The sequence below is a fragment of the Halanaerobium saccharolyticum genome (assembly GCF_003053565.1).
Lineage (GTDB): Bacteria > Bacillota > Halanaerobiia > Halanaerobiales > Halanaerobiaceae > Halanaerobium > Halanaerobium saccharolyticum_B.
In genome coordinates, this window is record NZ_QAXS01000025.1 from 19210 (window position 1) to 43982 (window position 24773).

At 35.4% G+C, this 24773-nt stretch carries 19 protein-coding genes; 17 read left to right on the forward strand and 2 right to left on the reverse strand.

The features are described from left to right. Window positions 1–96: 96 nt before the first annotated feature. Window positions 97–1176, reverse strand: coding sequence for a type I restriction endonuclease (locus C8C76_RS10110; RefSeq protein WP_108141271.1), 1080 nt, complete (start codon window positions 1174–1176; stop codon window positions 97–99). 279 nt (window positions 1177–1455) lie between these two features. Here C8C76_RS10110 and C8C76_RS10115 point away from each other — a divergent pair, with 279 nt between their 5' ends. From C8C76_RS10115 to C8C76_RS10155, 9 genes are all read left to right on the forward strand, one after another. Continuing rightward, window positions 1456–2463, forward strand: a complete 1008-nt coding sequence (locus C8C76_RS10115) for a LacI family DNA-binding transcriptional regulator (RefSeq protein WP_108141273.1) — start codon at window positions 1456–1458, stop codon at window positions 2461–2463. A 133-nt stretch (window positions 2464–2596) separates the two neighbouring features. Then, window positions 2597–4525 (forward strand): sucrose-specific PTS transporter subunit IIBC, encoded by a 1929-nt coding sequence (locus C8C76_RS10120; protein ID WP_108141275.1) that lies wholly within the window; start codon window positions 2597–2599, stop codon window positions 4523–4525. Between the two features lie 10 nt (window positions 4526–4535). Continuing rightward, a complete protein-coding gene (locus C8C76_RS10125) occupies window positions 4536–6008 on the forward strand; it encodes a glycoside hydrolase family 32 protein (RefSeq protein WP_108141277.1) in 1473 nt (490 codons plus the stop codon). A gap of 192 nt (window positions 6009–6200) precedes the next feature. Further along, window positions 6201–7721, forward strand: coding sequence for a sensor histidine kinase (locus C8C76_RS10130; RefSeq protein WP_108141279.1), 1521 nt, complete (start codon window positions 6201–6203; stop codon window positions 7719–7721). Window positions 7722–7757: 36 nt separating this feature from the next. Beyond that, complete coding sequence (locus tag C8C76_RS10135) at window positions 7758–9254, forward strand: response regulator transcription factor (RefSeq protein ID WP_108141281.1); 1497 nt, start codon at window positions 7758–7760, stop codon at window positions 9252–9254. A 129-nt stretch (window positions 9255–9383) separates the two neighbouring features. Beyond that, entirely contained in the window at window positions 9384–10367 is a 984-nt protein-coding gene (locus C8C76_RS10140) for a TRAP transporter substrate-binding protein (protein WP_108141283.1), read from the forward strand. Between the two features lie 106 nt (window positions 10368–10473). After that, on the forward strand, window positions 10474–11022 hold the full coding sequence (locus C8C76_RS10145; RefSeq protein WP_108141285.1) for a TRAP transporter small permease: 549 nt from the start codon (window positions 10474–10476) through the stop codon (window positions 11020–11022). Beyond that, window positions 11023–12312, forward strand: coding sequence for a TRAP transporter large permease (locus C8C76_RS10150; protein ID WP_108141287.1), 1290 nt, complete (start codon window positions 11023–11025; stop codon window positions 12310–12312). A gap of 234 nt (window positions 12313–12546) precedes the next feature. Continuing rightward, window positions 12547–14496, forward strand: a complete 1950-nt coding sequence (locus C8C76_RS10155) for a glycoside hydrolase family 127 protein (protein ID WP_108141289.1) — start codon at window positions 12547–12549, stop codon at window positions 14494–14496. 163 nt (window positions 14497–14659) lie between these two features. Here C8C76_RS10155 and C8C76_RS10160 read toward each other — a convergent pair whose 3' ends face one another. Further along, window positions 14660–15655, reverse strand: a complete 996-nt coding sequence (locus C8C76_RS10160; protein WP_108141291.1) for an SDR family oxidoreductase — start codon at window positions 15653–15655, stop codon at window positions 14660–14662. Window positions 15656–15895: 240 nt separating this feature from the next. On the opposite strand from C8C76_RS10160, the gene C8C76_RS10165 reads away from it, so the two are divergent. From C8C76_RS10165 to C8C76_RS10200, 8 genes are all read left to right on the forward strand, one after another. After that, a complete protein-coding gene (locus tag C8C76_RS10165; RefSeq protein ID WP_219909381.1) occupies window positions 15896–16231 on the forward strand; it encodes a cupin domain-containing protein in 336 nt (111 codons plus the stop codon). A 151-nt stretch (window positions 16232–16382) separates the two neighbouring features. After that, on the forward strand, window positions 16383–17549 hold the full coding sequence (locus C8C76_RS10170) for an ROK family transcriptional regulator (protein WP_146161860.1): 1167 nt from the start codon (window positions 16383–16385) through the stop codon (window positions 17547–17549). A 55-nt stretch (window positions 17550–17604) separates the two neighbouring features. Then, window positions 17605–19098 carry a xylulokinase gene (gene xylB / locus C8C76_RS10175; RefSeq protein WP_108141295.1) on the forward strand — a complete coding sequence of 498 codons (1494 nt, stop codon included), beginning with the start codon at window positions 17605–17607 and terminating at the stop codon, window positions 19096–19098. 175 nt (window positions 19099–19273) lie between these two features. Next, on the forward strand, window positions 19274–19543 hold the full coding sequence (locus C8C76_RS10180) for an ACT domain-containing protein (protein WP_108141297.1): 270 nt from the start codon (window positions 19274–19276) through the stop codon (window positions 19541–19543). A 58-nt stretch (window positions 19544–19601) separates the two neighbouring features. Further along, complete coding sequence (locus C8C76_RS10185) at window positions 19602–20960, forward strand: PFL family protein (protein ID WP_108141299.1); 1359 nt, start codon at window positions 19602–19604, stop codon at window positions 20958–20960. Window positions 20961–21162: 202 nt separating this feature from the next. Then, window positions 21163–22239, forward strand: coding sequence for a GntR family transcriptional regulator (locus C8C76_RS10190; RefSeq protein ID WP_108141301.1), 1077 nt, complete (start codon window positions 21163–21165; stop codon window positions 22237–22239). Between the two features lie 10 nt (window positions 22240–22249). Further along, window positions 22250–23752 carry a sugar ABC transporter ATP-binding protein gene (locus C8C76_RS10195; protein WP_108141303.1) on the forward strand — a complete coding sequence of 501 codons (1503 nt, stop codon included), beginning with the start codon at window positions 22250–22252 and terminating at the stop codon, window positions 23750–23752. A 22-nt stretch (window positions 23753–23774) separates the two neighbouring features. Continuing rightward, window positions 23775–24743: an ABC transporter permease gene (locus C8C76_RS10200; protein ID WP_108141305.1), complete on the forward strand. Its 969-nt coding sequence runs from the start codon at window positions 23775–23777 to the stop codon at window positions 24741–24743. The last annotated feature ends 30 nt before the right edge of the window (window positions 24744–24773 follow it).

Genomic DNA, 24773 nt, shown 5'->3' on the forward strand with positions numbered 1-24773 from the left:
TAATCTACTTTAACAATCTTAATTTCCCAATCTCCCATAGCATTAACTTGTAAATAAAAACTTCCAGTCTTAGGCTGTAATAAGAACCTTATTTTGTTAATTCTCTAGTTTTTCAAATATCTGTTTAAATCTATTTTTAAATTTATATAAATCATTAACTGAATCAATATATTCTTTTTCTTCATCTTCTCGGTGGCCTTTATCATTATATACTGGAAACTCGATATAATAGTTAGTGTAATTAAAATATAATCTACAAATCCACTTTCTAGTATTATCATCAAGTAAAACACTGAAATAATTTAGTGTATCTTTATATGTTATTCTTTCAGGATCTGTGAATTCGGAAAAAATTGATTTAATAGTGTAATATCCAGATAGTTCTTCCTCAGTAGTTTCATAAACTGGTGCATCATTAATTTCTTCAATTGCTTCTGCTACTTCTTCAGCCTCTTGTTCCTCTTTAGTATCTAAGGCACTTTCTAATTTTTCTCTTACCATACTATTTATAATTTGTGAGATTGATTTTTTAATAATATCCTGAAATTTATCCTTTACATTTTGAGTTTTTCTTCCTTCATAAACTTCACTCAAAACATATGTAACAAAATTTTCATCAGGATCTTCAAATTGGGAAGTAATTAATCTTTTTATAGCATTTGAGTACTTAAGTATTTCTGCAGTAGATAGGATATTATCAATATTAAAAGCATCTTTATAGAACTTTTTTAGTTCAGAAATTTCCTGTTCCTTCAGGTTAGTCATATCTATTTCTAGAAATGGTTTGCGATCCATTTTATTTTCAACTTCCAGATCAGTATAAAACTTATAAGTTACACCATTTGTTAAGATACCTATTTTTGCATTAGTAACTGTAAAATATCTGGTTAATTGTTCATTATGTGGGTCAAGTTTATCATTATTACACCATTTTGCTTCAATTAGCATTTGAGTCTGGCCGTCTATAACAATTGCATAATCGACTTTTTCACCTTTTTTGTTTCCAACATCAGCAGTAAATTCAGGTACAAACTCAATTGGGTTACGAGTGTCATAACCAAGCAGATCAAAGAAAGGCATAATAAAAGCATTCTTTGCTGCTTCTTCACTATTGATTTGATCACTTATTTCAGTGATTTTATCCGATAATTCAAATAACCCATCTGTTAAATCCATTTTGTTTCCCCCTTTAATAATTTTCTCATTATTCCGAATATTTTTACCAAAAAATAATTTTACCAACTTTCCCTATATTTAATGATACTACAAAAAGTGTATAAAATAAACAATTTATTTAAAAAAATATATTTTTAGAGATAATATTAATTTTTGTCTTAAATTAAAAAGTTTAATCATTCCAAAGTAACTTGACAACAATTATTAGATTATGTATAATCGCATTATAGTTTTTGGAATCGTTCCCAAAAATATTGTATAATGAAGGGAGGCTAAATAATGACACTTACAATCAAAGAGATTGCTAAACTGGCAGGAGTATCAAAATCAACGGTCTCAAGGGTAATTAATGATTCTGAGCATGTCAGTGACCGGGCAAGAAAAAAAGTGAAAGAGGTTATTCAGGAAACTGGCTATGTTCCTAACTCTCTGGCAAAAAATTTAAAAAGAAATAAAACTGATACGATTGGTGTTGTTCTTCCCAAAATAAATACAAGCACTTTTTCCTCAGCAGTAGAGGGAATCAGCAATATAATGTACCAGAAGGGCTATAATTTATTGCTGACAAATACAAAATTAAATATTAAAGATGAAATAACATATTTAAAGCTTTTAAAAGAAAAAAGAGTTAGAGGAATTATATTTTTTGCAACTGAAATTACAGAGGAGCATATTGAAGTTTTGAAGAAAATTGAGATTCCTGTAATTATTGTTGGCCAGGACAGCAGTGAACTTTTAGATTATCCCTGTCTAATTCAGGATGATTTTAATGCTGCAGCTTCAATTGTCGATTATTTAGTCAACGCGGGGCATAAAAAAATTGCTTATATTGGAGTAAAAGAAAGTGATGTAGCTGTAGGAAAACTTAGAAAAAAAGCTTATCTTAAGGTTTTAGCAGAAAATAAGTTGGAGATAAAAAAATCCTACCTGTATCAGGGAGACTTTAGTATCCAATCTGGCTACAGAGGAATGAAAAACATTTTAGAAAAGGCTGAGGAAACTCCAACAGCAGTATTTGCAGTTACTGACCGTCTGGCTCTCGGAGCAATTAAGTTTCTTAAAGATAAGGGTTTTCAGGTTCCAGCAGATATTTCTGTAGTAGGAATTGGTAATTCAGATATTAGTCCCTGGGTAGTTCCAGAAATAACAACTATTAATTATGATCATCTTAAAACTGGAGAAAGAGCTGCTGAAATTTTATTGGATTGTCTGGATGGCGGAATACATAAGACAAAAGAAGTTATGGATTATCAGATTATAGAGAGAAATAGTGTGAGGAAAATTTAGTCTAGAAATTTATTAGAAGCAACAGTAACTTTATATTTTTATTTACTTTTGGAATCGTTCCCAAAAGAACTTTATTTATTTTTGGAACCGTTACCATAATAAAAATTTATTAATTAATTCAAGGAGGATCAAGATGGATTATAAAAAGGTTGCAGAAGAAGTAATTGAAGCAATAGGTGGTAAGGATAATGTTGATAGTGCTGCTCACTGTGCGACAAGATTAAGGCTGGTTTTAAAAGATGAAGATTTGAGTGACAAAAGTGCTGTAGAAAATATCGACGGGGTTAAGGGTGCTTTTGTTAACTCAGGTCAGTTTCAGATAATTATTGGGCAGGGGTCAGTAAATAAAGTTTACGCTGAGTTTATAAAAATTGCTAATATTTCTGAGGCGAGTAAGGGTGAGGTTAAGCGAGCGGCAATGAAAAACCTCAATCCCGCCCAGCGTTTTGCCAGAACACTATCAAATATTTTTGTGCCAATAATTCCAGCAATTGTTGCCAGTGGTCTGCTGATGGGTTTACTGGGTATGATGACTACATATGGCTGGGTTGATTCGGATAGCGGTTTAATTACTTTATTAGATATGTTCTCTAATGCTGCATTTGTATTTTTACCTGTTATCGTTGCTTTTAGTGCAGCCAAAGAATTTAATGCAAATCCTTATCTGGCATCAGTGCTGGGGGCAATAATGATTCACCCGGCTCTGCAGAATGCCTGGACTTTAGGAGAGGGAATTGAACAGTCAATTGAAGTCTTTGGAATGCAGGTGGGAATGGTCGGTTACCAGGGTACAGTACTACCAATTTTAGTAGCTGTCTGGTTTTTAGGATATGTTGAGAGGTCATTTAGAAAAATTGTTCCTGACGCACTGGATATTATTTTAACACCATTTTTAACAATTCTAACTACTGGATTTATATCCTTAGTAGGAATTGGACCGATTATGAGATTGATTGGAGATGGAATTTCAGCAAGTCTGCAGGGAATTTATGAGACAACAGGTATTTTAGCCGGTCTAATTTTTGGTGGATTATATTCTACCATTGTAATCAGTGGGGTTCACCACAGTTTCCATGCTATTGAAGCTGGCCTGATTTCCGAAGTGGGAATTAACTTGTTTTTACCTATCTGGGCGATGGCAAATACAGCTCAGGGTGGAGCGGCACTGGCCGTTTATTTTATGACAAATAAACCTAAAATGAAGGCAATTGCACTTCCTGCTGCTACCTCCTGTCTGCTGGGAATTACAGAGGCGGCTATCTTTGGTGTTAATTTAAGGCTCGTTAAACCATTTATCGCAGCTGCTCTTGGTGGTTCAATCGGTGGAGCTTATGTTGTCTTTACCAATGTGGGGATGACTGCCTTAGGTTTAACAGCTCTTCCAGGAATGAGTATTGTTGAATCAGGATCACTGCTTAATTATATTATCGGGATGCTTTTAGCCTTTGGTGGAGCCTTTATTTTCACCTGGATTATTGGTTTTGAAGAAGAGCCTGCTGCTGAGGCTGTAGTAGAAGATAATAATCTGGACATTGAAACTGCAGAAAAAGTTGAGGAAGCAGATAGTAAAACGGGTGCTGTTCAAAACTCTAAAAATAAAGAAAAGAAAAATGAAAAGTTAGTATCTCCGATTCAGGGAGAAGTAGTTGAGTTAACAGAGGTACCGGATCCAACCTTTGCCCAAAAAATTCTGGGAGAGGGAATAGCTTTTAAACCAGAAAAAGGAGAAGTTCGAGCTCCAGTTGAAGCAGAAGTGGTAAACTTATTTGATACAAAGCATGCTGTCGGTTTGAAAACAAAATCAGGAGTAGAAATCTTAATTCATATTGGACTGGATACAGTCCAGATGGGTGGAGAAGGTTTTGAAGCCTTTATTAAAGAAGGGGATACAGTAAAAGCAGGAGATAAGTTAATTTCAGTTGATTTAGAACTGGTGGAAGAAAAGGCTGAATCAATTATAACTCCGATGGTAATTACAAATACTGCTGATTTTCCCGAAATTTCTAGTCTGGCAGCAGGTCAGATTGATTTTGGAGATGAAGTTTTAGAAATCAAAGTTTAGGTGATTGCAGATGAAAAGTGAAGATCAATTAATTAAAAAAGCCGAGCAGGCTGTAAGATCAAAAAAAGAAAAAGTAGAAAGCGATTATTATCGTTTAAATTATCATATAATGCCGCCCGCCGGTTTACTGAATGATCCCAATGGATTTATTCAATTTGATGGGGACTACCATCTTTTCTATCAGTTTTATCCCTTTGATACCAGTCACGGAGCAAAATTCTGGGCCCATTTAAAAAGCAAGAATCTGGTGGACTGGCAGGAGCTTCCACTGGCTCTTGCTCCAGCTCAGAGTTACGAAAGCCACGGTTGTTATTCAGGGAGTGCTGTTGATAACCAGGGAACCCTGACTTTAATCTATACCGGCAATGTCAAAGATGAGAATAACAGAAGAGAAACTTATCAGTGTCTGGCAGTAAGTAAAGATGGAATTAATTTTGATAAACTGGGGCCAGTAATTGAAAATCAGCCAGTCGGTTATACCAGACATTTTCGAGACCCCAAGGTCTGGAAAAAAGATGATGACTGGTATCTGGTTATCGGAACTCAAAATACCGAAAATAAAGGAAGAATACTACTTTTTAGCTCTAAAGATTTAAAAGACTGGCAGCTGCTCGGTGAGATTGCAGATAGTAAAATTAATGGTTTAAATGATATATATATGTGGGAGTGTCCTGATTTATTTACCCTAATGGGAAAAGAAGTTTTAATTGGCTCTCCCCAGGGAATAAAAGCAGCTGGGGATTTATATAATAATATTTACCAGAGCGGCTATTTTGTTGGCAGTTTAAATTATCAGACTGGAGAGTTTGATCAGCAAGATTTTGCTGAATTAGATCGAGGTTTTGATTTTTATGCAGCTCAGACAACTGTTGACAAAAAGGGTAGACGAATTTTGATTGCCTGGATGGGAGTCCCGGATCAGCCGGAAAACTATCCCGAACGAGCAAACGGCTGGGTTCATACAATGACACTGCCGAGAGTTTTAGAGCTCAATCAGGATCATAAGTTAATTCAAAAGCCAGCAGCTGAATTGAAAAAACTGCGGAAAGAAGAAGTTAGTTATCATAATTTAAAGTTGAAAAACGAAAAAATAGAGTTAGATTCTATTAGCGGCGATTCTCTGGAATTAATTGTCAGCTTTAATGATTTGAATGCAAGCAGCTTTGGAGTTGAGTTAAGAGCTTCCGAGGACAACAGCCAGAAAACTGTAATAACTTATAACAGTAAAAATGAAAAGTTAACTTTTGATAAAAGGAAATCCGGCCAGGGAGAAGCTGGAATCAGAAGCTGTGCTTTAAAAAATAATGGAGATCTAAAACTGCATTTTTTCATTGACACTTCTTCGATAGAATTATTTGTAAATGACGGCGTGGAGGTTTTCAGCAGTCGAGTTTATCCTGATCCAGCGAGTAAGAAAATTAATTTTTTCGCTAAAAATGGTTCAGTAAAGATTAAAGAGCTGAGAAAGTGGAAGCTTAGTTAATCTTAATTAAAGCTTTCTATAGTTAGATTTAATAAGGTAAATATTTTATTTTTAAAAGAGTTTGGTCTAAATGGCTGAACTCTTTTTTCTTTAAGCATATTTGATTTAAGTAAATTATACTTTGACACTCAGGTAATTAAAGTAGTATTATAATGTTAGCCTGGCTTAAATATTATTTTGTCAGCAGTGGAGGTGTTAATTATATTTTCCAGACTTATTGATTTTATCAAAAAACCAAAAAGATCGATTAGAAGCAGAATAATAAGTATTTTTATAATTATTATTATCATTTTAAATATAGTATTTTTTCTTTCTTTTATCAGAAGAGATAGAGAAATAGAAATTTATCAGGAGAATGTAGATGTAAATTTTGAGCTTAATCAGCTTTCATTGAAAATCACGGAAAATTCCCGCCATTTTGATCTATTTTTTCAGGAGCGGACTGAAGAAAATAGAGAGCTGTATCAGAATTCCCGCAGCGAAATAACAGAGTTGATGCAGGAAATTGAAGCAGAGATCAGGCGTGATCAAAAAAGCAGGACTTTTTATAGAAATCTAAGTAATATGCTTGATTATCACGATCAGCTGGCTGCAGAATTATTTAACAGCAGTGTTTTTAACCAGACTACCTATCAGAAGCTGACTGATATTGATACCCTGTATTCGTATATGAACAGCCATACTCAAAATCTGATTAATTCTTATCTTGCTTATCACAGCAGCAACTATGTAAACCTGCTGGTTGATACTCAAAACCGGTCTAAAACAATATATGCAGTAGTTATTTTAATCAGCATTGCAGTTTTTATATTTGCAGTTTTGATGTCAAACAGTATTTTAAAGACTATAGAAAAATTGTCTTCTTCTGCTCGCTACCTCTCACTGGGGCACTGGGAGATTGAGGATATAGAAGAGATCAATTACCGGGAGTTAAATATTTTAGGCCAGACATTTAACCTGATGAAAAAGAATATCAGAAACTATATTCAGGAACTTAAAGAAAAATCGGAACTTGAAAATAAACTTAATCAGGAAAAAATGGAGAACATCGAAAAAGAGAGGCTTTTAAAAGAATCACAGCTTTTAAATCTGCAGATGCAGATGGATCCTCATTTTTTATTTAATACTTTAAATACTGTTTCCAGAACAGCGATGTTTGAGAATGCTGCGGAAACTCAAAACTTAATCATTGCTATTTCTAAAATCATGCGCTATAACCTTGATCATAAGGGGAAAATGGTGGAGTTGAAAAAGGAGATTGAAGTATTAAAAGCTTATCTTACTATTCAGGAGACCCGTTTTAAAGAACAGATGGATTTTGAGATTATTACAGAAGGGAATCTGGATCAGATTGAAATTCCGCCAATGATTATTCAGCCGATTGTAGAAAATTCAATTATCCACGGGCTGGCTGATACTGATTCAGAAGGAAGAGTAATTATTGAAATTAAAAGATTTTCAAATAAAGTAGAAATCAGAGTTAGAGACAATGGAATTGGTATCGAAAGTGAAAAGCTAAATAAAATTTTAACTGAGCAGCCTCAAAATAAAGAAAAAGATGAAAGAGAAAGTCTTGGCATTTTAAATGTTATTAAAAGACTGAAACTTCATTATGGAAAAAATCTATTAAAAATCAATTCGAAAGTTAAACAGGGTACAGAAGTCATTATTGAAATTCCAATAAAAAAAGAAAAAGAAGACAGTAAAAAATAAAGCTTAATTTATTTTAGTTTGTCAGGGGAGGAAAAAATGATAAAGGTATTGATAGCAGAAGATGAACATTTAGAGAGAAAAGCGATAAAGTTTTTTATAAATAAACTCTATCAGGATGAGTTAGAAATTGCTGCTGAAGTCAGTAATGGAGAAGAAGCTGTATTTCAGGCTTTAGAAAATAATGTTGATCTGGTCTTGATGGATATAAAAATGCCGAAACTAAATGGGCTGGAGGCGGCAGAAAAATTAAAAGAAAAAGTCCCGGGAACTGAAATTATCATTCTGACTGCTCACAGTGAATTTGATTACGCACAAAAATCAATTAAAATTGGAGTCAGCGACTATCTCGTTAAGCCATATGTTGAAGCAGATTTTAAAGAAGTAGTTGATACTGCTCTTGCTAAAATTAAAACTCAGAAAAAGAAGAATGAAAAAGAAAGAGCACTGCTGGAGAAAATTAAGAATATCTCGCCTGTCTTAGAAAAAGAAATTATTTTAAATATAATTTATAATACAGAATCTTCCTTAAAAAGTTTTCTAAAACACACCAGACTGCTGGGGATTGAAGCTGAAAAATTTATTTTCATAACTTTTAATTATGACGAACAGCAAAAAATAGACACTGAGCTGTATAATTTTATTCGAGACCAGCTTAAAGGCTGCTTTGATAATATAATATCTTATAATGGTTTAATTAACAGTATATTTTTAGTTATAGATGATCAACTTCCGGAAAAAATTAATTCAGCAGAATATAAAAAAATAGAAGCTGCAGTTAAAAATAGAGAAAAGAATATTTTAGTTAAAAAAAGCAGTATTTCTTCTGATTTTAAAATTATTAGTGATATCTACAATCAGACAAAGGAAAAAGCTGCTGATGCACAATTTTCAATTAATACTTACCCCTATCAGAGTGAGAAGAAGGTTTTTGCCAAAATAATTGATAAAAATTATGAGCAGGCTAAAAAGGAATTTAATAAAATTTATAATTACTTAGTTCAGGAAGAAAAAAATAACCTGAGTCGAATTAAGTCCTTTTTGCGGAGATTTTTAATCTTTTTAAACCGACGCTTAATGGAATATTATAATCAGCAGCAGCCTTTTTTAGAGATGCAGACTTTAGAAAATGAAATTGAACTGATTAATAATCTGGAAGGTTTAAAAATATATTTTGAACAGATTATAGAAAATCTAATTGATGATCTCTGCAATAATGCCAAAGAACAAAAAGTAGAAATTATTGAAACTGTTAAAGATTATATAGATCAAAATTATAAAGATGATATAAGTCTGGAAGATGTGGCTGAGTATATTTCCTTCAGCAAATATTATCTGAGCAAATTATTTAAAGAGGTTGAGGGGATTAATTATAAAGATTATTTAATCAAAGTCAGAATGGAAGAAGCAAAAAAGCGCTTAAAAAATGGAGATAAAATTAAAGTTGTTGCCTGTGAGGTTGGGTATTCAGACCGTAACTATTTTAGCCGGGCCTTTAAAAAATATACCGGAATTTCACCTGGAAAGTTTCAATAAGCAGTTATTTAGCTTCAATTTTCTGAAAACAAACAAAGAAATGAATAAGATAACAACTTAGTCTATAGTTTTTAGCTTTTTCTCCTGATACAATAAATTTAGAAAATAAATTAAGGGGGAAGAAAAATTATGAAAAAAGTTTTAGTTTTAGTTCTAGCTAGTCTTTTAATTTTCTCATTTGCCGTTTCAGCTCAGGAGATGACCCTGCGTCTGGCAGACAATCAGCCTGAAGGTTATCCTACTGTGGTTGGAGCAAAAGAATTTGCCCGTCTGGTAGAAGAAAGAACTGATGGTAGAATCGAGATTGAAGTTTATCCTGGTGGAGTTCTAGGTGATGAGAGTTCTACAATCGAACAGGTTCAGTTTGGTGCAATTGATTTTGTTAGAACCTCTATTACTCCAATGGCAAACTTTGAGCCAGCAATGAATGTTTTATCTCTTCCATATCTCTATCCCAGTGAAGAATACATGTTCCAGGTATTATTCAGTGAGGTAGGAGAGGGAGTATTAGATGGTCTTAAAGAAGCAGGTATTGTTGGATTAACCTGGTATGACTCTGGTGCTCGCAGTTTCTACACTGCAGATACTAAAGTTACAAGCCCTGAAGACTTAGAAGGTTTAAGAATTAGAGTTCAGGAAAGTCAGTTAATGATGGATATGGTAGAAGCACTTGGTGCATCTCCTACTCCAATCGCCTGGGGTGAGGTTTACAGTGCTCTGCAGACTGGTGTTGTAGATGCTGGTGAGAACAACTATCCTGGCTGGTACTATAACAGTCACCACGAAGTAGCTCCATACTTTGTTGAAGACGCACATAACCGTATTCCTGAGTTAATTATTATGAGTAAAATCACCTGGGATAAGTTAAGTGCAGAAGATCAGGAAATTATCAAGCAAGCTGCTGTAGATTCTACTGAAGTACAGCGTGAAGCCTGGGATAAGCGTACTGAAGAAGCTAAGAAGTTAGCTGTTGAAGAAGGCGCAACAATTACTACTTTAAATGCTGAACAAAAGCAGGCTTTCCAGGACAAAGTAAAAGGTCTGTATCCTAAGTACAGTGAAGGATATGAAGATCTCTTAGATAGTATTTTAAACTTTGAAATGGAAGAATAAGTTAAGATTTAAATAACTTATGCATGCATTTTATTAAGTTAGATAATAGTTGTAAATAAAGGTGGAAGGAGATTCTCCTTCCACCCCTTAAAAAAGGGTGAATTTTATGGGAGAAAAAAAGGAAAACCAAAGTTTTTTAACTAAAATTTTAGATATTTCTGAGAATTTGATTAGCTATCTGGCTATGGTTTTTTTAGTGGCAATGATAGTGATTGTTAGTACAACTGTATTTACCAGATATTTATTTAATTTTACTTTTCGCTGGTCAGATGAGGTTGCACTGCTAATGATGATCTGGTTTGGTTTTCTGGGAATGGCTCTTGGGGTGAAAAACTCTGTTCACTTAAGTATTGAATTTTTTATGAGTCTTATTCCAGATAATTATCAAAAGATTGTATATAAGATTGAAGATTTATTGGTAGGTATTTTTGGTTCTTTTATGTTAAAATATGGCTGGGATTTATATAATGCAACTAAAACTACAGTTTTACCGGCCACACAGTGGACAAGAGGTCTTTTATTTATTATGTTTCCACTTTCTGGTATCTTAATTATAATTTATTCTACAGCAAAGTTTTTTGGAGTTTTACGGGAAGAACACCTGACAATTCAAAGTGAAACAGAAAAAAAGAAAAAAGCAGAGGGGGAAAACTAGATGGATCCGGCAGTATTAATATTATTAGGTTCTTTTTTATTCATGTTATTTATTCGTATCCCCATTGCTTTTAGTCTGGGTCTTTCAACAATGTTTACAGCATTTTATGTTGGACTACCGCCAATGGTGGTAATGCAGCAGATGGTAAAAGGGATCAATTCTTTTTCTCTGATGGCTATTCCATTTTTTATTATTGCAGGAGAGATTATGGGTCAGGGAGGAATTTCTGATAGATTGATAAAATTTTCTAATGTAATTATCGGCTGGATGCGCGGTGGTCTGGCAATGGTAAATATTTTAGCGAGTATGTTTTTTGGTGGAATTTCAGGTTCTTCTGTAGCAGATGTTTCATCTATTGGTTCAATTATGATTCCAATGATGGAGAAAAAAGGATTTGATAAAGATTATTCAATCAATGTAACAATCACTTCTTCAGTACAGGGAATTATTATTCCCCCCAGCCATAATATGATTATTTATTCACTGGCTGCAGGTGGAGGAATTTCAGTTGCAAAATTATTCCTGGGAGGTATAGTTCCGGGAGTACTTTTAGGAATTGCGCTGATGATTTTAAGTTATGCGATAGCAGTTAAACGGGATTATCCGCGAGAAGAAAAAGTTTCTTTTAAAGAAGCTCTGCGGATAACCAGAGATAGTATTCTTGGATTACTGACAGCTGTGATTATTATCGGTGGAGTAACTACTGGTGTTTTTACAGCAACTGAATCAGCAGCTATTGCTGCCGTCTATGCTTTTATAATTACATTCTTTGTTTATCGAGATATACCTATTTCAAAGTTTGTTGATATTTTAAGAAGTTCACTCAGTACTTTAGCCATGGTTGTAGCGATTATTGCAACCTCAAGTGCCTTTGCCTGGATGATGTCTTACCTGCAGGTACCGGCTATGATTACAGATGCACTCCTGGATTTATCTAATAATCCAATTATTATTATGCTATTAGTTAACCTAATTTTACTATTCCTTGGTACAATTATGGATATGGCTCCACTGATCTTAATTGCAACCCCAATTTTATTGCCGGTTGTAAGAAGTATTGGAATGGATCCAATTACCTTTGGTGTTGTGATGATGCTTAACCTTGGAGTAGGATTATTAACTCCACCAGTTGGCTCAACCTTATTTGTTGGCTGTTCAATTGGTAATGCTCCAATAGAAAAAATCGCAAAATCACTGATGCCATTTTATGCAGTACTTATAATTATGGTATTACTATTATCCTTTGTCCCTGCTTTAACTCTCTGGCTGCCTAACTTTTTAATGGGCTAAGCCAAAAAGGATAATATTTAGATAAAGTAATACAAAAATATTAGATGATACTAAAAGCAAATATCTCCTTATTAAATTTATATTTGCGAAAAAAGACACTCCCTATCCCTGGAGTGTCTTTTTTTTAGACTTTTATTTAGCTATAACTAAAATAGTTTGACAGTTACTAAATAAAAATGATAAGCTTAATTTAAATTAATAATAATCAGATAATTAAAAAAGGGGCATTTAAAAATGAAAAAGCACTTAAAAAAAGTAGATTTGAAAAATGTAAAATTAAATGCTGGGTTATTAGCACAAAAAAATAAACTTGTTCGAAAAGAGGTTATTCCTTATCAGTGGCAGGCTTTAAATGATGAACTTCCAGATACAGAACCAAGTCATGCTGTAGAAAACTTCAAAATTGCTGCCGGTAGATCTGAAGGAGAGTTTCAGGGGATGGTTTTTCAGGATAGTGATGTAGCTAAATGGCTTGAGGCAGTAGCCTATCAGTTAACAGTTAATTCTGATCCTGAATTGGAAAAAAGAGCAGATGAGGTTATTGATCTGATTGGAGAGGCTCAGCAGGAAGATGGTTATTTAAATACATATTTTATTGTAAAAGAGCCGGAGATGAAGTGGAAAAACCTGGCTGAATGTCATGAACTTTACTGTGCCGGGCATTTAATTGAAGCTGCAGTAGCCTATTATAAGGCCACAGGTAAAGATAAGTTTTTAAATATCATGCAGAAAAATGCTGATTTAATCGAGAGTAAATTTGGTCCGGAGGCTGATAAATTAAAGGGCTATCCCGGTCATCAGGAAATTGAGCTGGCATTAATCAAACTATATGAAGTAAGTGGTAAAGAAAAATACAGAGATCTGGCAAAGTTTTTTATTGACCAGCGGGGAAAAGATCCTTTCTATTTTGATCAGGAATGGGAAGAGAGAGGAAAAATAGATCACTGGGATGATTTCCATCAAAATGTTAAAAGAGATTACTATCAGGCTCATGCTCCGGTGAGAGAGCAGAAAGCAGCAGCCGGTCATGCAGTGAGAGCACTATATATGTACAGCGGCATGGCAGATGTGGCTAGAGTTACGGGGGATCAGTCTTTAATTGGCGCCTGTAAGCAGCTCTGGGACAATACTACCAGTAAGCAAATTTATATAACAGGAGGGACCGGGTCCAGTGTTCAGGGAGAATCATTTACTTTTGACTATGATCTGCCCAATGATACAGCTTATACAGAAACCTGTGCAGCAGTAGCCCTGGTATTTTTTGCTCAGCGCATGCTTCATTTAGAGAAAAAAGGAGAATATGCAGATATAATGGAAAAAGCTTTATATAATGGGGCTTTAAGCGGAATGTCTCAAAATGGTAAGCGCTTCTTTTATGTAAATCCACTGGAAGTGCAGCCGGAAGTCTGTGAGCAGAGAGAAGATCACAAACATGTAAAACCAACGAGGCAAAAATGGTTTGGCTGTGCCTGCTGCCCTCCAAATCTAGCTCGTCTGCTTGCTTCAATCGGCAGCTATATCTATTCTCAGAATGAGGAACAGTTATTTGTTAATCTTTATGCTGATAATCAGTCTGAATTTGAGTTTAAAGGTCAAAATGTTGAAGTCAGCCAAAAAACTAATTATCCCTGGGATGAAGAAATTGAAATTAAGCTTAAGGCAGAAAAAGAGGTAGAATTTGAGCTTGCTCTAAGAATTCCCGGCTGGTGCAGAAAAGCTGCCCTGCAGCTAAATGGTAAAAATATTGATTTAACAGAAATAATTGAAGCTGGTTATGCAAAAATTAAAAGAAAGTGGCAGAAGGACAGGATAAAATTAATTTTAAAAATGCCGGTGGAAAAGATCTATGCCAATCCAGAAGTTAGAGAGGATATTGGTAAAGTTTCTCTGCAGCGCGGGCCAATTGTCTATGCCTTAGAAGAAATTGATAATGGCAAGAATTTGCCGGCAGTCTATCTTGCTGATGATGCAGAATTAAAGGCAGAATATAAAGAAGATCTGCTGGGAGGGGTAACTGTAGTTAAAGGAAGTGCCTATAAGCTCGATAAAGATAGTTTTGGCAGCAGTCTTTACAGTACTCAAAAACCTGAATTTAAACAAATTGAGATTCAGGCTGTTCCCTATTATACCTGGGATAATCGAGAAAGTGGAGAAATGCTGGTCTGGCTGAATCGGAAAATCTAGTTAAAAATTGATGTGAATAATAACTAAACTCCCTCTGCTCAGCTTAAGTGCTGAAAAGAGGGAGTTTTAATTTAATAGTATTATTTTTTAGAGAAATTCTTTTCGAGCAAATTCTTTGCCAGTATCAGAGAGAAAAACCTTATCAATTAATTTTTAAGCATGATTAGCTTCCGTTTTCAGCAATTATTTGGTCCATTAATTTATTCCAATCTTCATCAATCTGCTTTTCTTCCGGATGATTGTCATACCAGTTAATTGATTTTTTTACTCCTTCAGCAAAAGAAACAGTGGCTTTAAATTCAGGCACAAAACGCTTGATTTTGGAGTTATCAAAAACAACACTTACTGCTTTATCCCCAAGCAGAGAACCTCTGAAACGCTGGTCATATTCTGCAATTTTCTCAGATGCTACATGGACAAGGTCAAGTTTTTCTACACCTGCTGCTCTGGCAATTGCTCTAAATATCTGATCCCAGTTTAATGTCTCATCTGAAGTAATCTGGAAAGCATGGCCCAGAGTCCTCATATTTCCGAGCAGGGGAACAAAAGCTCTGGCAAAATCACTATTGTGGGTCATTGTCCAGAGAGAGCTGCCGTCTCCATGGACCAGAATCTTCTTGCCGCGTCTCATTCTATCCACCAGTGACCAGGGAGCCTGATGGCTGTTAAGCGCTGCTGGAATTGAAGTTTTACCATAAGTATGAGAGGGTCTGATGATTGTAATTGGAAAATCATTTTTTCTGTATTCTGCCATCAAAAGGTTTTCACAGGCTATTTTATTTTGCGAATATTCCCAGTAAGGATTTGCCAGCGGAGTTGATTCGTCAATTAAATAACTTGTCTGCGGTTTCTGATAGGCAGAGGCTGAACTGATAAAAATATACTGATCTGTTTTACCTCTAAAAATTTCAATATCATTTCTAACATGTTCGGGCGTAAAAGCAACCCAGTCAACTACAGCATCAAAATCATAGCCTTTAAGTTTTTCCTTCGCCTCTTCGGGATTTCTAATATTTCCTTCAATAATTTTAGCCTCAGCTGGAGCCAGGTGATTGCTGTTACCCCGGTTAAAAAGATATAAATCTATTCCTTTTTTTACAGCCAGTTCTGATACAGCCTGACTAATAGTACCTGTACCGCCAATAAATAATACTTTCATTTATAATACACTCCCTTTTTAGATTAATGTCATTAATAATATTTTATTTCTCTTATTTAATATATTCACTATCAGATATTTTTCTCCTTTAAATCAAATTGATTTTGTGAAAAAATTTAAGACTTAAAATAATTCTGGCAAAAGTATGCTAAAAGATTGCTTTAAAATTAATTTTATGAGAAAATATTGTATAGATAATAAGAGTAATTACTATATTATATCAAGTGAGGAGAGAGAAGAGTGGAAAAAATTATTGTTAAAAATAGTGAAATTGAATTTGAAGAACTGGAAGCAAAGGTAAAAAGAAAGATTTTAAGTCGCGGAGGGACAATGATGGCAGTTGAGGTTCACTTTAAAAAAGGAGGAGTCGGTAAGAAACACAGCCATGACCAGCATGAACAGATTTGTTATATTCTAAAAGGTGAGTTTGAAGTAGAGGTTGGTGGAGAAACCAGTACCCTAAAAGCGGGAGATAGTTTTTATGCAGGGAAAAATATTGAACATGGGGTTAAGGCGCTTACAGATGCAGTAATTTTGGATGTGTTTACACCTCAGAGAGAAGATTTTTTGGCATAAGTTTTTGCTTAATATTGAAATACACAAATATTTTAAAGATTTTTTCACAAAAAAGCAGGAATATTATTGAGAAGCGAGAATATATAATACAGAAGATAATTTAAGGCTTAAATTAAAACTTAAATTAATAAGGAGATAAGGATTGATAATTATGAACAAACAGCGTGTAGGAAATTCAACTTTTATCCACAATTTAAATCAGGGTTCAATATTTAAAATTATTCACCGCCACGGGCCTATAACCCGGAAAGAACTGGCAGAGAATACAAGTTACAGTGCTGCGACAATTACCAATCATGTCAAAAAATTAATTGAAGAGGAATATGTAATTGAAACTGAAAAGGGGAGCTCAAACGGTGGGCGGAAACCTGTCTATATTAAAGTTAATCCCCAAAAAGGTTATATGTTATCTTTAAATATTGGAGTTAATCACAGTCAGCTGTACTTATTTGATCTGGCCTTTGAAATTTTAGAGGGGAAAAATATTGATATAGACCATGAGCAGGATGCCGAGTTTAATCTTTTGAAAATTAAAGCTGAGATTGAAAAGTTGCTGGAAAAGCATCAGATTAAGCGCGAAAAAATTCTGGGACTTGGAGTTGGTGTGCCGGCTTTAATTAACCGTGAGCATAACAGTCTGGAATTTGCTCCTAATCTGGGCTGGCATGATCTTGAGATTCCAAAGTTTTACTCTCAATATTTCGATTTTCCCGTGCTGCTGGAAAATGAAGCTAAAGCGGCTGTAATTGGGGAAAAAGAATTTATTTATCCGGATATTGAGAATCTGGTTTTTGTTTCAATCAATGAAGGTATCGGCTGTGGAATTCTGCTTGACGGTAAGCTTTATACAGGCGCCAGCGGCAACGCAGGTGAGTTTGGTCATTTAATCATTGATAGTGATGGTCCAAAATGTCACTGTGGGAATGACGGCTGCTGGGAGACTCTGGCTTCTGAGTCCTTTCTGCGCGATGAGGTTAACCGATATTTAAAGAAGGATTTAAGCATCGATCAGATCTATGAGCTGGATTTTGAAAAAGATGAAAAATTAAGAAGTATAATCGAAAGAAGCGGCTGTAATATTGGTATTGGACTGGTTAATATAATTAACAGTTTAAGTCCCGAGCATATTGTTATTGGTGGCGGGATTATCAGAGCTGAGGGTTATTTAATGGACAACATCAATAAAATAGTTGATCAGAAATCTTTAAATATTTCACGTGAGTTTGTTGATCTTAAGTTTACTGAGCTGGAAGGACTGGCAACTATTTATGGTCTGGCAGCCCAGATATTCAATCTCAGTGTAGAAATTGTGACATAATTTTGGTTATAATTTAAGCTGTTATGACTAATAAATTTGATGAGGAGGATTTATTTTGCAGTATACTTTAGGTTTAGATATTGGTACAAGTGCAGTTAAGGCACTTTTAATGGATCAAAACGGAGAGATAGTGGCAGAAAATAGTGAGGGTTATCCACTTACAACTCCCCAGTCTGGCTGGGCAGAGCAGAATCCGGAAGACTGGTGGCAGGCAAGTCAGAAGGTCATCAAAGATTTGATTGCAGAAAATGAGATTGACAGTTCAAAAATTGAGGCATTAAGTTTTTCCGGTCAAATGCATTCTTCCGTCTTTTTGGATGAAAATATGGAAGTTATTAGACCGGCAATTTTATGGAGTGATACCAGAACTTCAGCTGAATGTGAGGAAATTTATGAGCGAGTTGGCGGAATTAAAGAGTTAGCTAATTTAGTTTCCAATCCGGCCCTGGAAGGCTTTACAGCCCCCAAAATTTTGTGGCTCAGAAACAATGAGCCGGAAAACTTTGAGAAATTAGAAAAAGTATTATTACCCAAAGATTACATAAGATATAAGCTTAGCGGAGAGCTGGGAATGGATCTATCTGATGCTGCTGGGACCTTACTCTGTGATGTAAAAGCAGAAGACTGGTCAGCAGACGTAATGGAAAAATTAGATCTGAAGCCGTCAATTATGCCTCCTGTCTTAAAATCAGTTGATATAGTGGGACCTGTAACTGCAGAAGCAGCAGAAAAAACAGGTTTAGCGACTTCAACAAAAATAGTGGCTGGAGGAGCAGATAATGCCTGTGGTTCAGTTGGGAGCGGAATTATCAAGTCCGGTCGAGTAATGGCAAGTCTTGGTTCATCGGGAGTTGTAGTTGCTCAGACCGACCAGGCTGAAGCAGATCCTGAAGGAAGAATTCACCTCTTTAATCATGCAGTTCCGGGAAGTTACTATATGATGGGAGTAGTACTTTCAGCAGGAATGTCATTTAAGTGGCTGAAAGAAGAAATGTTTAATGATGAACTTGATTTTGAAACTTTAAATAAAGAAGCAGCAGCTGTACCAGCCGGAAGTGAAGGCTTAACTTTCTTACCCTATTTATATGGTGAGCGGACTCCCCATGCTGATGCAGATGCCAGAGGAGTATTCTTCGGCATTTCCGGAAAACATAAAAGAGGCCACTTTATCCGCAGTGTAATGGAGGGTGTCAGTTTTGCTTTGAGAGACTCTTTAGAATTAATTAAAGCCCGCGGTGTTGAAGTTAATGAGATACGTCTAATTGGTGGAGGAGCCAAAAGTGAACTCTGGCAGCAGATTACAGCAGATATCTTTGGTGAAACAATCAGCCTTTTAAATATTGAGCAGGGACCTGCCTTTGGGGCAGCAATTATTGCTGGAGTTGGGGCTGGAGTCTTTTCTGACTTCGAATCAATAGTAGAGGAACTGGTTGATGTAGTCAAAACTGTAGATCCGATAGCTGAGAATGTTGAAAAGTATAATAAAAACTATGAGATTTATCAGAATCTTTATGGAGATTTAAAAGAGAGATTTAAAGACTTAAAATAATCTATATTCTAAAAATATAAACAATAGGAGTTCTTGAGGCCGTCGGTGATTATGCCGGCGGTTTTTGTTGTAAAGAATTAAAATAAATGATAAGATTAGTGATAAGAATTATAATCTATTAAATCAGAGCAGTAGAGTTATGAGTATTTATTCTAGAAGAGAAAGGAAGATTTTTGTGAAAGCTATTATTAGTGTAATTGGTGTTGATCAGATTGGGATTATTGCTGAGGTAAGTACACTGCTGGCTGAAAAAAAGGTGAATATCCTTGATATCAGTCAGACAATACTGGATGATTATTTTACAATGACCATGCTGGTGGAGCTTGATTCTCTGGAAATTCCTTTAGAGGAATTAAAAAAAGAGTTAAAGCAGAAGGGCGAAAAGTTGGGAGTCTCAATTAAATTACAGCATGAAGATATTTTCCGCTCCATGCACAGAATTTAATTATAGGCTGGTTTTTGAGTAATAATTTTAGTTTTTGAGTTTGAGAGGAAGTGAGTTAATGTTAAATACATACGAGATTATGGAAACAATCAGAATGCTGGAAGAGGAAAAACTGGATATCAGAACAGTGACTATGGGAATTTCTCTAAGTGACTGTGCAGATAGTGATGGTGCCAAAGCAAGAGAAAATATTTATAATAAAATTGTTAAATATGCGGGTGATTTAGTTAAGACCGCAGAAGAGATTGAGTTAAAATACGATATACCGATCATTAATAAGAGAATTTCGGTTACTCCCATATCGCTTGTTGCAGCTGCTTCTGAAGATTTAGACTACATAGAATTTGCTAAAACACTGGACAGGGCAGCTAAAGAAGTAGGAGTTGACTTTATTGGCGGCTTTTCAGCGCTGGTTCATAAGGGAATGACAGAAGCTGATAAGAAACTGATCAAATCAATTCCGGAAGCTCTGGCCCAGACAGAAAGGGTCTGTTCTTCAGTTAATATTGGTACGACTAGAGCCGGTCTAAATATGGATGCAGTTGCTGAGATGGGTGAAGTAGTAAAAAAATGTGCTGATCTGACTGCTGATAATGGTGGTGTTGCAGCCAGTAAGCTGGTTGTTTTTGCCAATGCACCGGAGGATAATCCCTTTATGGCAGGTGCCTTCCACGGAGTTGGTGAAGGTGAATGTATGATTAATGTAGGTATTTCTGGTCCGGGAGCTGTCAAGGCAGCCTTAACTAAGGTTAAAGGAGAGCCCTTTGATGTAGTTGCTGAAACTATTAAAAAGACTGCTTTTAAGATTACCCGGATGGGCCAGCTGGTGGCCAAAGAAGCTTCTGAGATGCTCGGAGTTACAGCAGGTATTGTTGATCTTTCGCTGGCTCCAACCCCGGCAGTTGGCGACAGTGTTGCTAGAATCTTAGAAGAAATGGGAGTTGAAGTTGCTGGTGCTCATGGAACAACCGCTGCCCTTGCTCTTTTAAATGATGCAGTTAAAAAAGGTGGGGTAATGGCATCTTCTCATGTCGGCGGTTTAAGTGGAGCTTTTATACCTGTTAGTGAAGATGCTGGGATGATAGAAGCTGTAGAAAAAGGGGCATTAAGTTTGGAAAAATTAGAAGCAATGACTGCAGTCTGTTCGGTAGGACTTGATATGATAGCTGTTCCCGGTAAAACTACTGCAGATACAATTTCGGCAATTATTGCTGATGAAGCTGCAATTGGAATGGTAAACCACAAGACAACAGCTGTTAGGGTAATTCCAGTTCCCGGTAAAGATGTGGGAGAGGAAGTTGTATACGGGGGTTTATTTGGTCGAGCTCCAATTATGAAAGTAAGTGATTATTCAAGTTCCGACTTTATTGCCAGAGGTGGCCGAATTCCGGCACCACTGCAGAGCCTTAAAAACTAAGGTATTTATTTTATATAATTGAAGATTATTGAGACAGTATTGCTCTGAATTATGCGGAGTTGTACTGTCTTTTTTTATTTTCTTTTAAATTTCAGAAAATATTATAAAATTTAAAATTATCCTTGATTTTCAAAACAGATTGTTGTACAATATAACCAACAAGTTAACATACAACTTGTTTAAAAGTGGGGAGAGTTGTTGTATGAAAAAAGCAAAGTATCAGCAAATTATAGATTATTATAAAGATTATATAAAACATCATGAGTTAAGTGATGGTGATTTACTGCCCTCAGAATCTGATGTGGCAGAAGAATTTAATTTCAGCAGGGATACTGTGCGCCGCGCTCTAAAAGAGCTGGAAAAGGAAAAAGTTGTTTCCCGAGAAAGAGGAAAGGGGACATTTTTTAAGGACGAACAAAATACAGTTAAAGAAAAACGAATTGCAGTTATTACTACATATCTTTCCAATTATATTTTTCCCAATATTATCTCCGGGATTGAAGAGGTTGTCAGTTCAAAGCACTATACTCTAAATCTGGCCAATACAGATAATGATCCCAATAAAGAACGAAAACACTTAAGAAAAGTTATAGATAATCAAGTTGATGGTTTGATAATTGAGCCAACAAAAAGTGCAGTCGACACCCACAACATGGATTTATATCAGGAACTTAAAGAAAAAAATATTCCTTTTGTAATGCTAAATGCCTATTATAGAGAACTTGATCCATCCTATGCCATAGTCAATGATTATAAGGGTGGCTATAAGGCAACTCAATATTTGCTTCAGCTGGGCCATACAAACATTGCTGGTATTTTTAAAGAAGATGATCTGCAGGGGATATTTAGACTTAAGGGTTTTAAAAAAGCACTCTCAGATTATGATCTTGACCCAGAAGCCGCAGATATTGGAACTTATATAACTAGCCAGATATCATCTTATCCCTATCACTGTATGGATAAAATGTTATCTCACCAAAATCAGCCGACAGCAGTTGTCTGTTATAATGATGAAATTGCAGTAGATGTTGTCAAGGCAATTATTGATAATGGTTTAAAAGTACCAGAAGATATTTCCGTTGTTTCTTTTGATGATTCCATTCTGGCTACAGCAACAAATGTTAGGCTTACCTCAGTTAGACATCCTAAAGAAGAACTGGGCAGACATGCAGCCAGATTATTATTTAATATGATAGAAATTGGAATTGAAAAACCCAGATTTTTATATGATCCAGAACTGGTAGTTAGAGATTCATGTAAAGAGTTAAGAAGGAGGTAGTTAAATCCAAATGAGCAAACTTTTAGAAATGAGAGGAATCAGCAAGTCTTTTTATGGAACTCAGGCTCTAAAAGATGTAAATATTCAGATTGAGCCGGGAGAAATTCAGGCAGTTTGTGGTGAAAATGGTGCTGGTAAATCAACACTAATGAATATAATGACAGGAATTTTACAGCCAAATGAAGGAGAAATTATATTTGAAGGTGAAAAATTAAGTAATTTGGATCCCCGTACTGCCCAGGAAAAAGGTATAAGTATTGTTCATCAGGAGCTCAGTCTCTGTCCGGAAGTTAGTGTTGCAGAAAATATTTTTATGGGCCGGGTTCCGGAAAAGAGAAAAGGGATGGTAAACTTTAAGCAGATGCGTCAGGAAGCTGATAAAGTATTGAAGAGGTTGAATCTTGATATAGATGTCAGGCAGCCGCTGGGTAAACTCGGTATTTCAGAGCAGCAGATGGTTGAAATAGCAAAGGCTCTATCCATTAATGCTAAAATTTTGATTCTTGATGAGCCAACATCTTCTCTAACAGAATCTGAGTCACAAATCTTATTTGATAATTTAATGAGATTAAAAGAAGAGGGTATAGCAATCTTTTTCATTAGTCACCGACTTAAAGAAATTTTTAAAATTTGTGATAGTTTTACTGTTTTAAGAGATGGTGTTCATGTTGGAGACGGACGAGTAGAAGATGTTGATCCAGATGATATTGTGCGGATGATGGTTGGCAGAGAACTTGATCAGGCCTATCCCGACAGAACAACTGAAGTTGGTCAAAATATCCTTTCTGTTGAAAACATAAGCCGCAAAGATGAATTTGAAAACATAAGTTTTAGAGTTAACGAAAAAGAAATAGTTGGTTTATTTGGTTTGATTGGTGCTGGTAGATCAGAGGCGATGCAGACTGTTTTTGGTATCAATCAGCCCGACAGTGGTAGGATTACACTTTTTGGTAAGGATATAACAGCCAATAATACCAGAGAAAATATAGATCAGGGTTTAATTTATATTACTGAAGATAGAAAAGAACAGGGACTATTTTTAGATATGGATTTAAATGCAAATGTTGTGGCTGCTGATTTAGAACAGGTTTCGCAAAATTCTTTAATCAAAAAGAAAAAAGTTAAAGCTATTGGAGAAAAATTTGTAGAGATTATGAATACAAAATATGCCAGCCTTGACCAGCCAGTTAAAAGTTTGAGTGGAGGTAACCAGCAGAAAGTTTTACTTGCCAAATGGTTGGCTGTTGATCCCAGAGTTTTAATTTTAGATGAGCCAACTAGAGGAATCGATGTTGGGGCTAAATTTGAAATCCATACAGCTTTAAGAGAGTTATCAAATAATGGACATGCAGTAATGTTTATTTCCTCTGAGTTACCCGAAATTTTAGGTTTAAGTGACCGGATTTTAGTAATGCACCAGGGGAAACTGGTTGGGGAACTTGATGCAGATACAGCAACCGAAGAAGAAGTTATGATGTATGCTTCTGGCAGAAAAAATGATTTTAAAAATTAATAAAATGGAGGGGTAAAAGGGAATGGAAAATACACAGAATTCTAGTATTCTAAAAAAGTTATTTGGATTACGAGAAGCTTCATTAGCACTGATAATAATAGCATTTGCAGCCTTATTGAGCTTTATGGCTCCAGGATTCTTAAGTACTTATAATATTAATACTACTTTAATTGGTTTATCGATGGATGGAATCCTGGCTGTAGGTATGACATTAGTTTTAGTTGTTGGTGGAATTGATCTTTCAGTTGGATCAGTTATGGCTTTTGCTAATGTGCTTGCTGGTATGACAATGGTTACTCTGGGTTTGAATATCTGGTTATCAGTATTTATTTCGATTGCTTTATCAGTTGCTATTGGTTTTAGTATTTCGCAATTTATTACAAAAATAAAATTGAGCCCATTTATTACAACTTTGAGTATGATGTCTATCGGCCGGGGTTTAGCCTATATTATCACTAAAGGTTCTCCGGTTAGCATTGGAGAGATTTCTCAAACCTTTGACTTTATCGGTGGTGGAAAGACCTTTGGTATTCCCAACCCGGGTTTGATTTTGATTCTTTTAGTTATTGTAATGGATTTTTTAATGAGAAATTCTAAAACTTTTAGAAAAATTTACTATGTTGGTTCCAATGAGGAAGCAGCAAAGTTTTCCGGTATTAATGTAAATAAAACAAAAATTATGGTCTATATTTTATGTTCTTCTTTAGCTGGTTTTGCTGGGATATTAAATCTGGCTCGTTTTGGAGTTGCTACTCCTACTGTAGGTACTGGAGCTGAGCTGCGTGCTATTGCAGGAGCTGTAATTGGTGGTGCCAGTCTTACCGGTGGAGAAGGAACTGTACTGGGAGCATTTTTAGGAATTATACTTGTGGCTTTAGTAAATAATGCGCTGGTTCTGCTTGGTGTTTCCGTTTACTGGCAGCAGCTGGTAGTAGGTTTAGTACTTCTAAGTGCTGTAATTATTGATATGAAAGTACATGGAAGTAAATAATTAATTTTGATTATTTAGATGTATTATTAC

Bases quoted from the DNA above. Each gene is read 5' to 3' on its own strand.
- C8C76_RS10110 (WP_108141271.1), bottom strand. From the start codon at position 1,176: ATGGATTTAACAGATGGGTTATTTGAATTATCGGATAAAATCACTGAA.
- C8C76_RS10115 (WP_108141273.1), top strand. From the start codon at position 1,456: ATGACACTTACAATCAAAGAGATTGCTAAACTGGCAGGAGTATCAAAA.
- C8C76_RS10120 (WP_108141275.1), top strand. From the start codon at position 2,597: ATGGATTATAAAAAGGTTGCAGAAGAAGTAATTGAAGCAATAGGTGGT.
- C8C76_RS10125 (WP_108141277.1), top strand. From the start codon at position 4,536: ATGAAAAGTGAAGATCAATTAATTAAAAAAGCCGAGCAGGCTGTAAGA.
- C8C76_RS10135 (WP_108141281.1), top strand. From the start codon at position 7,758: ATGATAAAGGTATTGATAGCAGAAGATGAACATTTAGAGAGAAAAGCG.
- C8C76_RS10140 (WP_108141283.1), top strand. From the start codon at position 9,384: ATGAAAAAAGTTTTAGTTTTAGTTCTAGCTAGTCTTTTAATTTTCTCA.
- C8C76_RS10145 (WP_108141285.1), top strand. From the start codon at position 10,474: ATGGGAGAAAAAAAGGAAAACCAAAGTTTTTTAACTAAAATTTTAGAT.
- C8C76_RS10150 (WP_108141287.1), top strand. From the start codon at position 11,023: ATGGATCCGGCAGTATTAATATTATTAGGTTCTTTTTTATTCATGTTA.
- C8C76_RS10155 (WP_108141289.1), top strand. From the start codon at position 12,547: ATGAAAAAGCACTTAAAAAAAGTAGATTTGAAAAATGTAAAATTAAAT.
- C8C76_RS10160 (WP_108141291.1), bottom strand. From the start codon at position 15,655: ATGAAAGTATTATTTATTGGCGGTACAGGTACTATTAGTCAGGCTGTA.
- C8C76_RS10170 (WP_146161860.1), top strand. From the start codon at position 16,383: ATGAACAAACAGCGTGTAGGAAATTCAACTTTTATCCACAATTTAAAT.
- C8C76_RS10185 (WP_108141299.1), top strand. From the start codon at position 19,602: ATGTTAAATACATACGAGATTATGGAAACAATCAGAATGCTGGAAGAG.
- C8C76_RS10190 (WP_108141301.1), top strand. From the start codon at position 21,163: ATGAAAAAAGCAAAGTATCAGCAAATTATAGATTATTATAAAGATTAT.
- C8C76_RS10195 (WP_108141303.1), top strand. From the start codon at position 22,250: ATGAGCAAACTTTTAGAAATGAGAGGAATCAGCAAGTCTTTTTATGGA.
- C8C76_RS10200 (WP_108141305.1), top strand. From the start codon at position 23,775: ATGGAAAATACACAGAATTCTAGTATTCTAAAAAAGTTATTTGGATTA.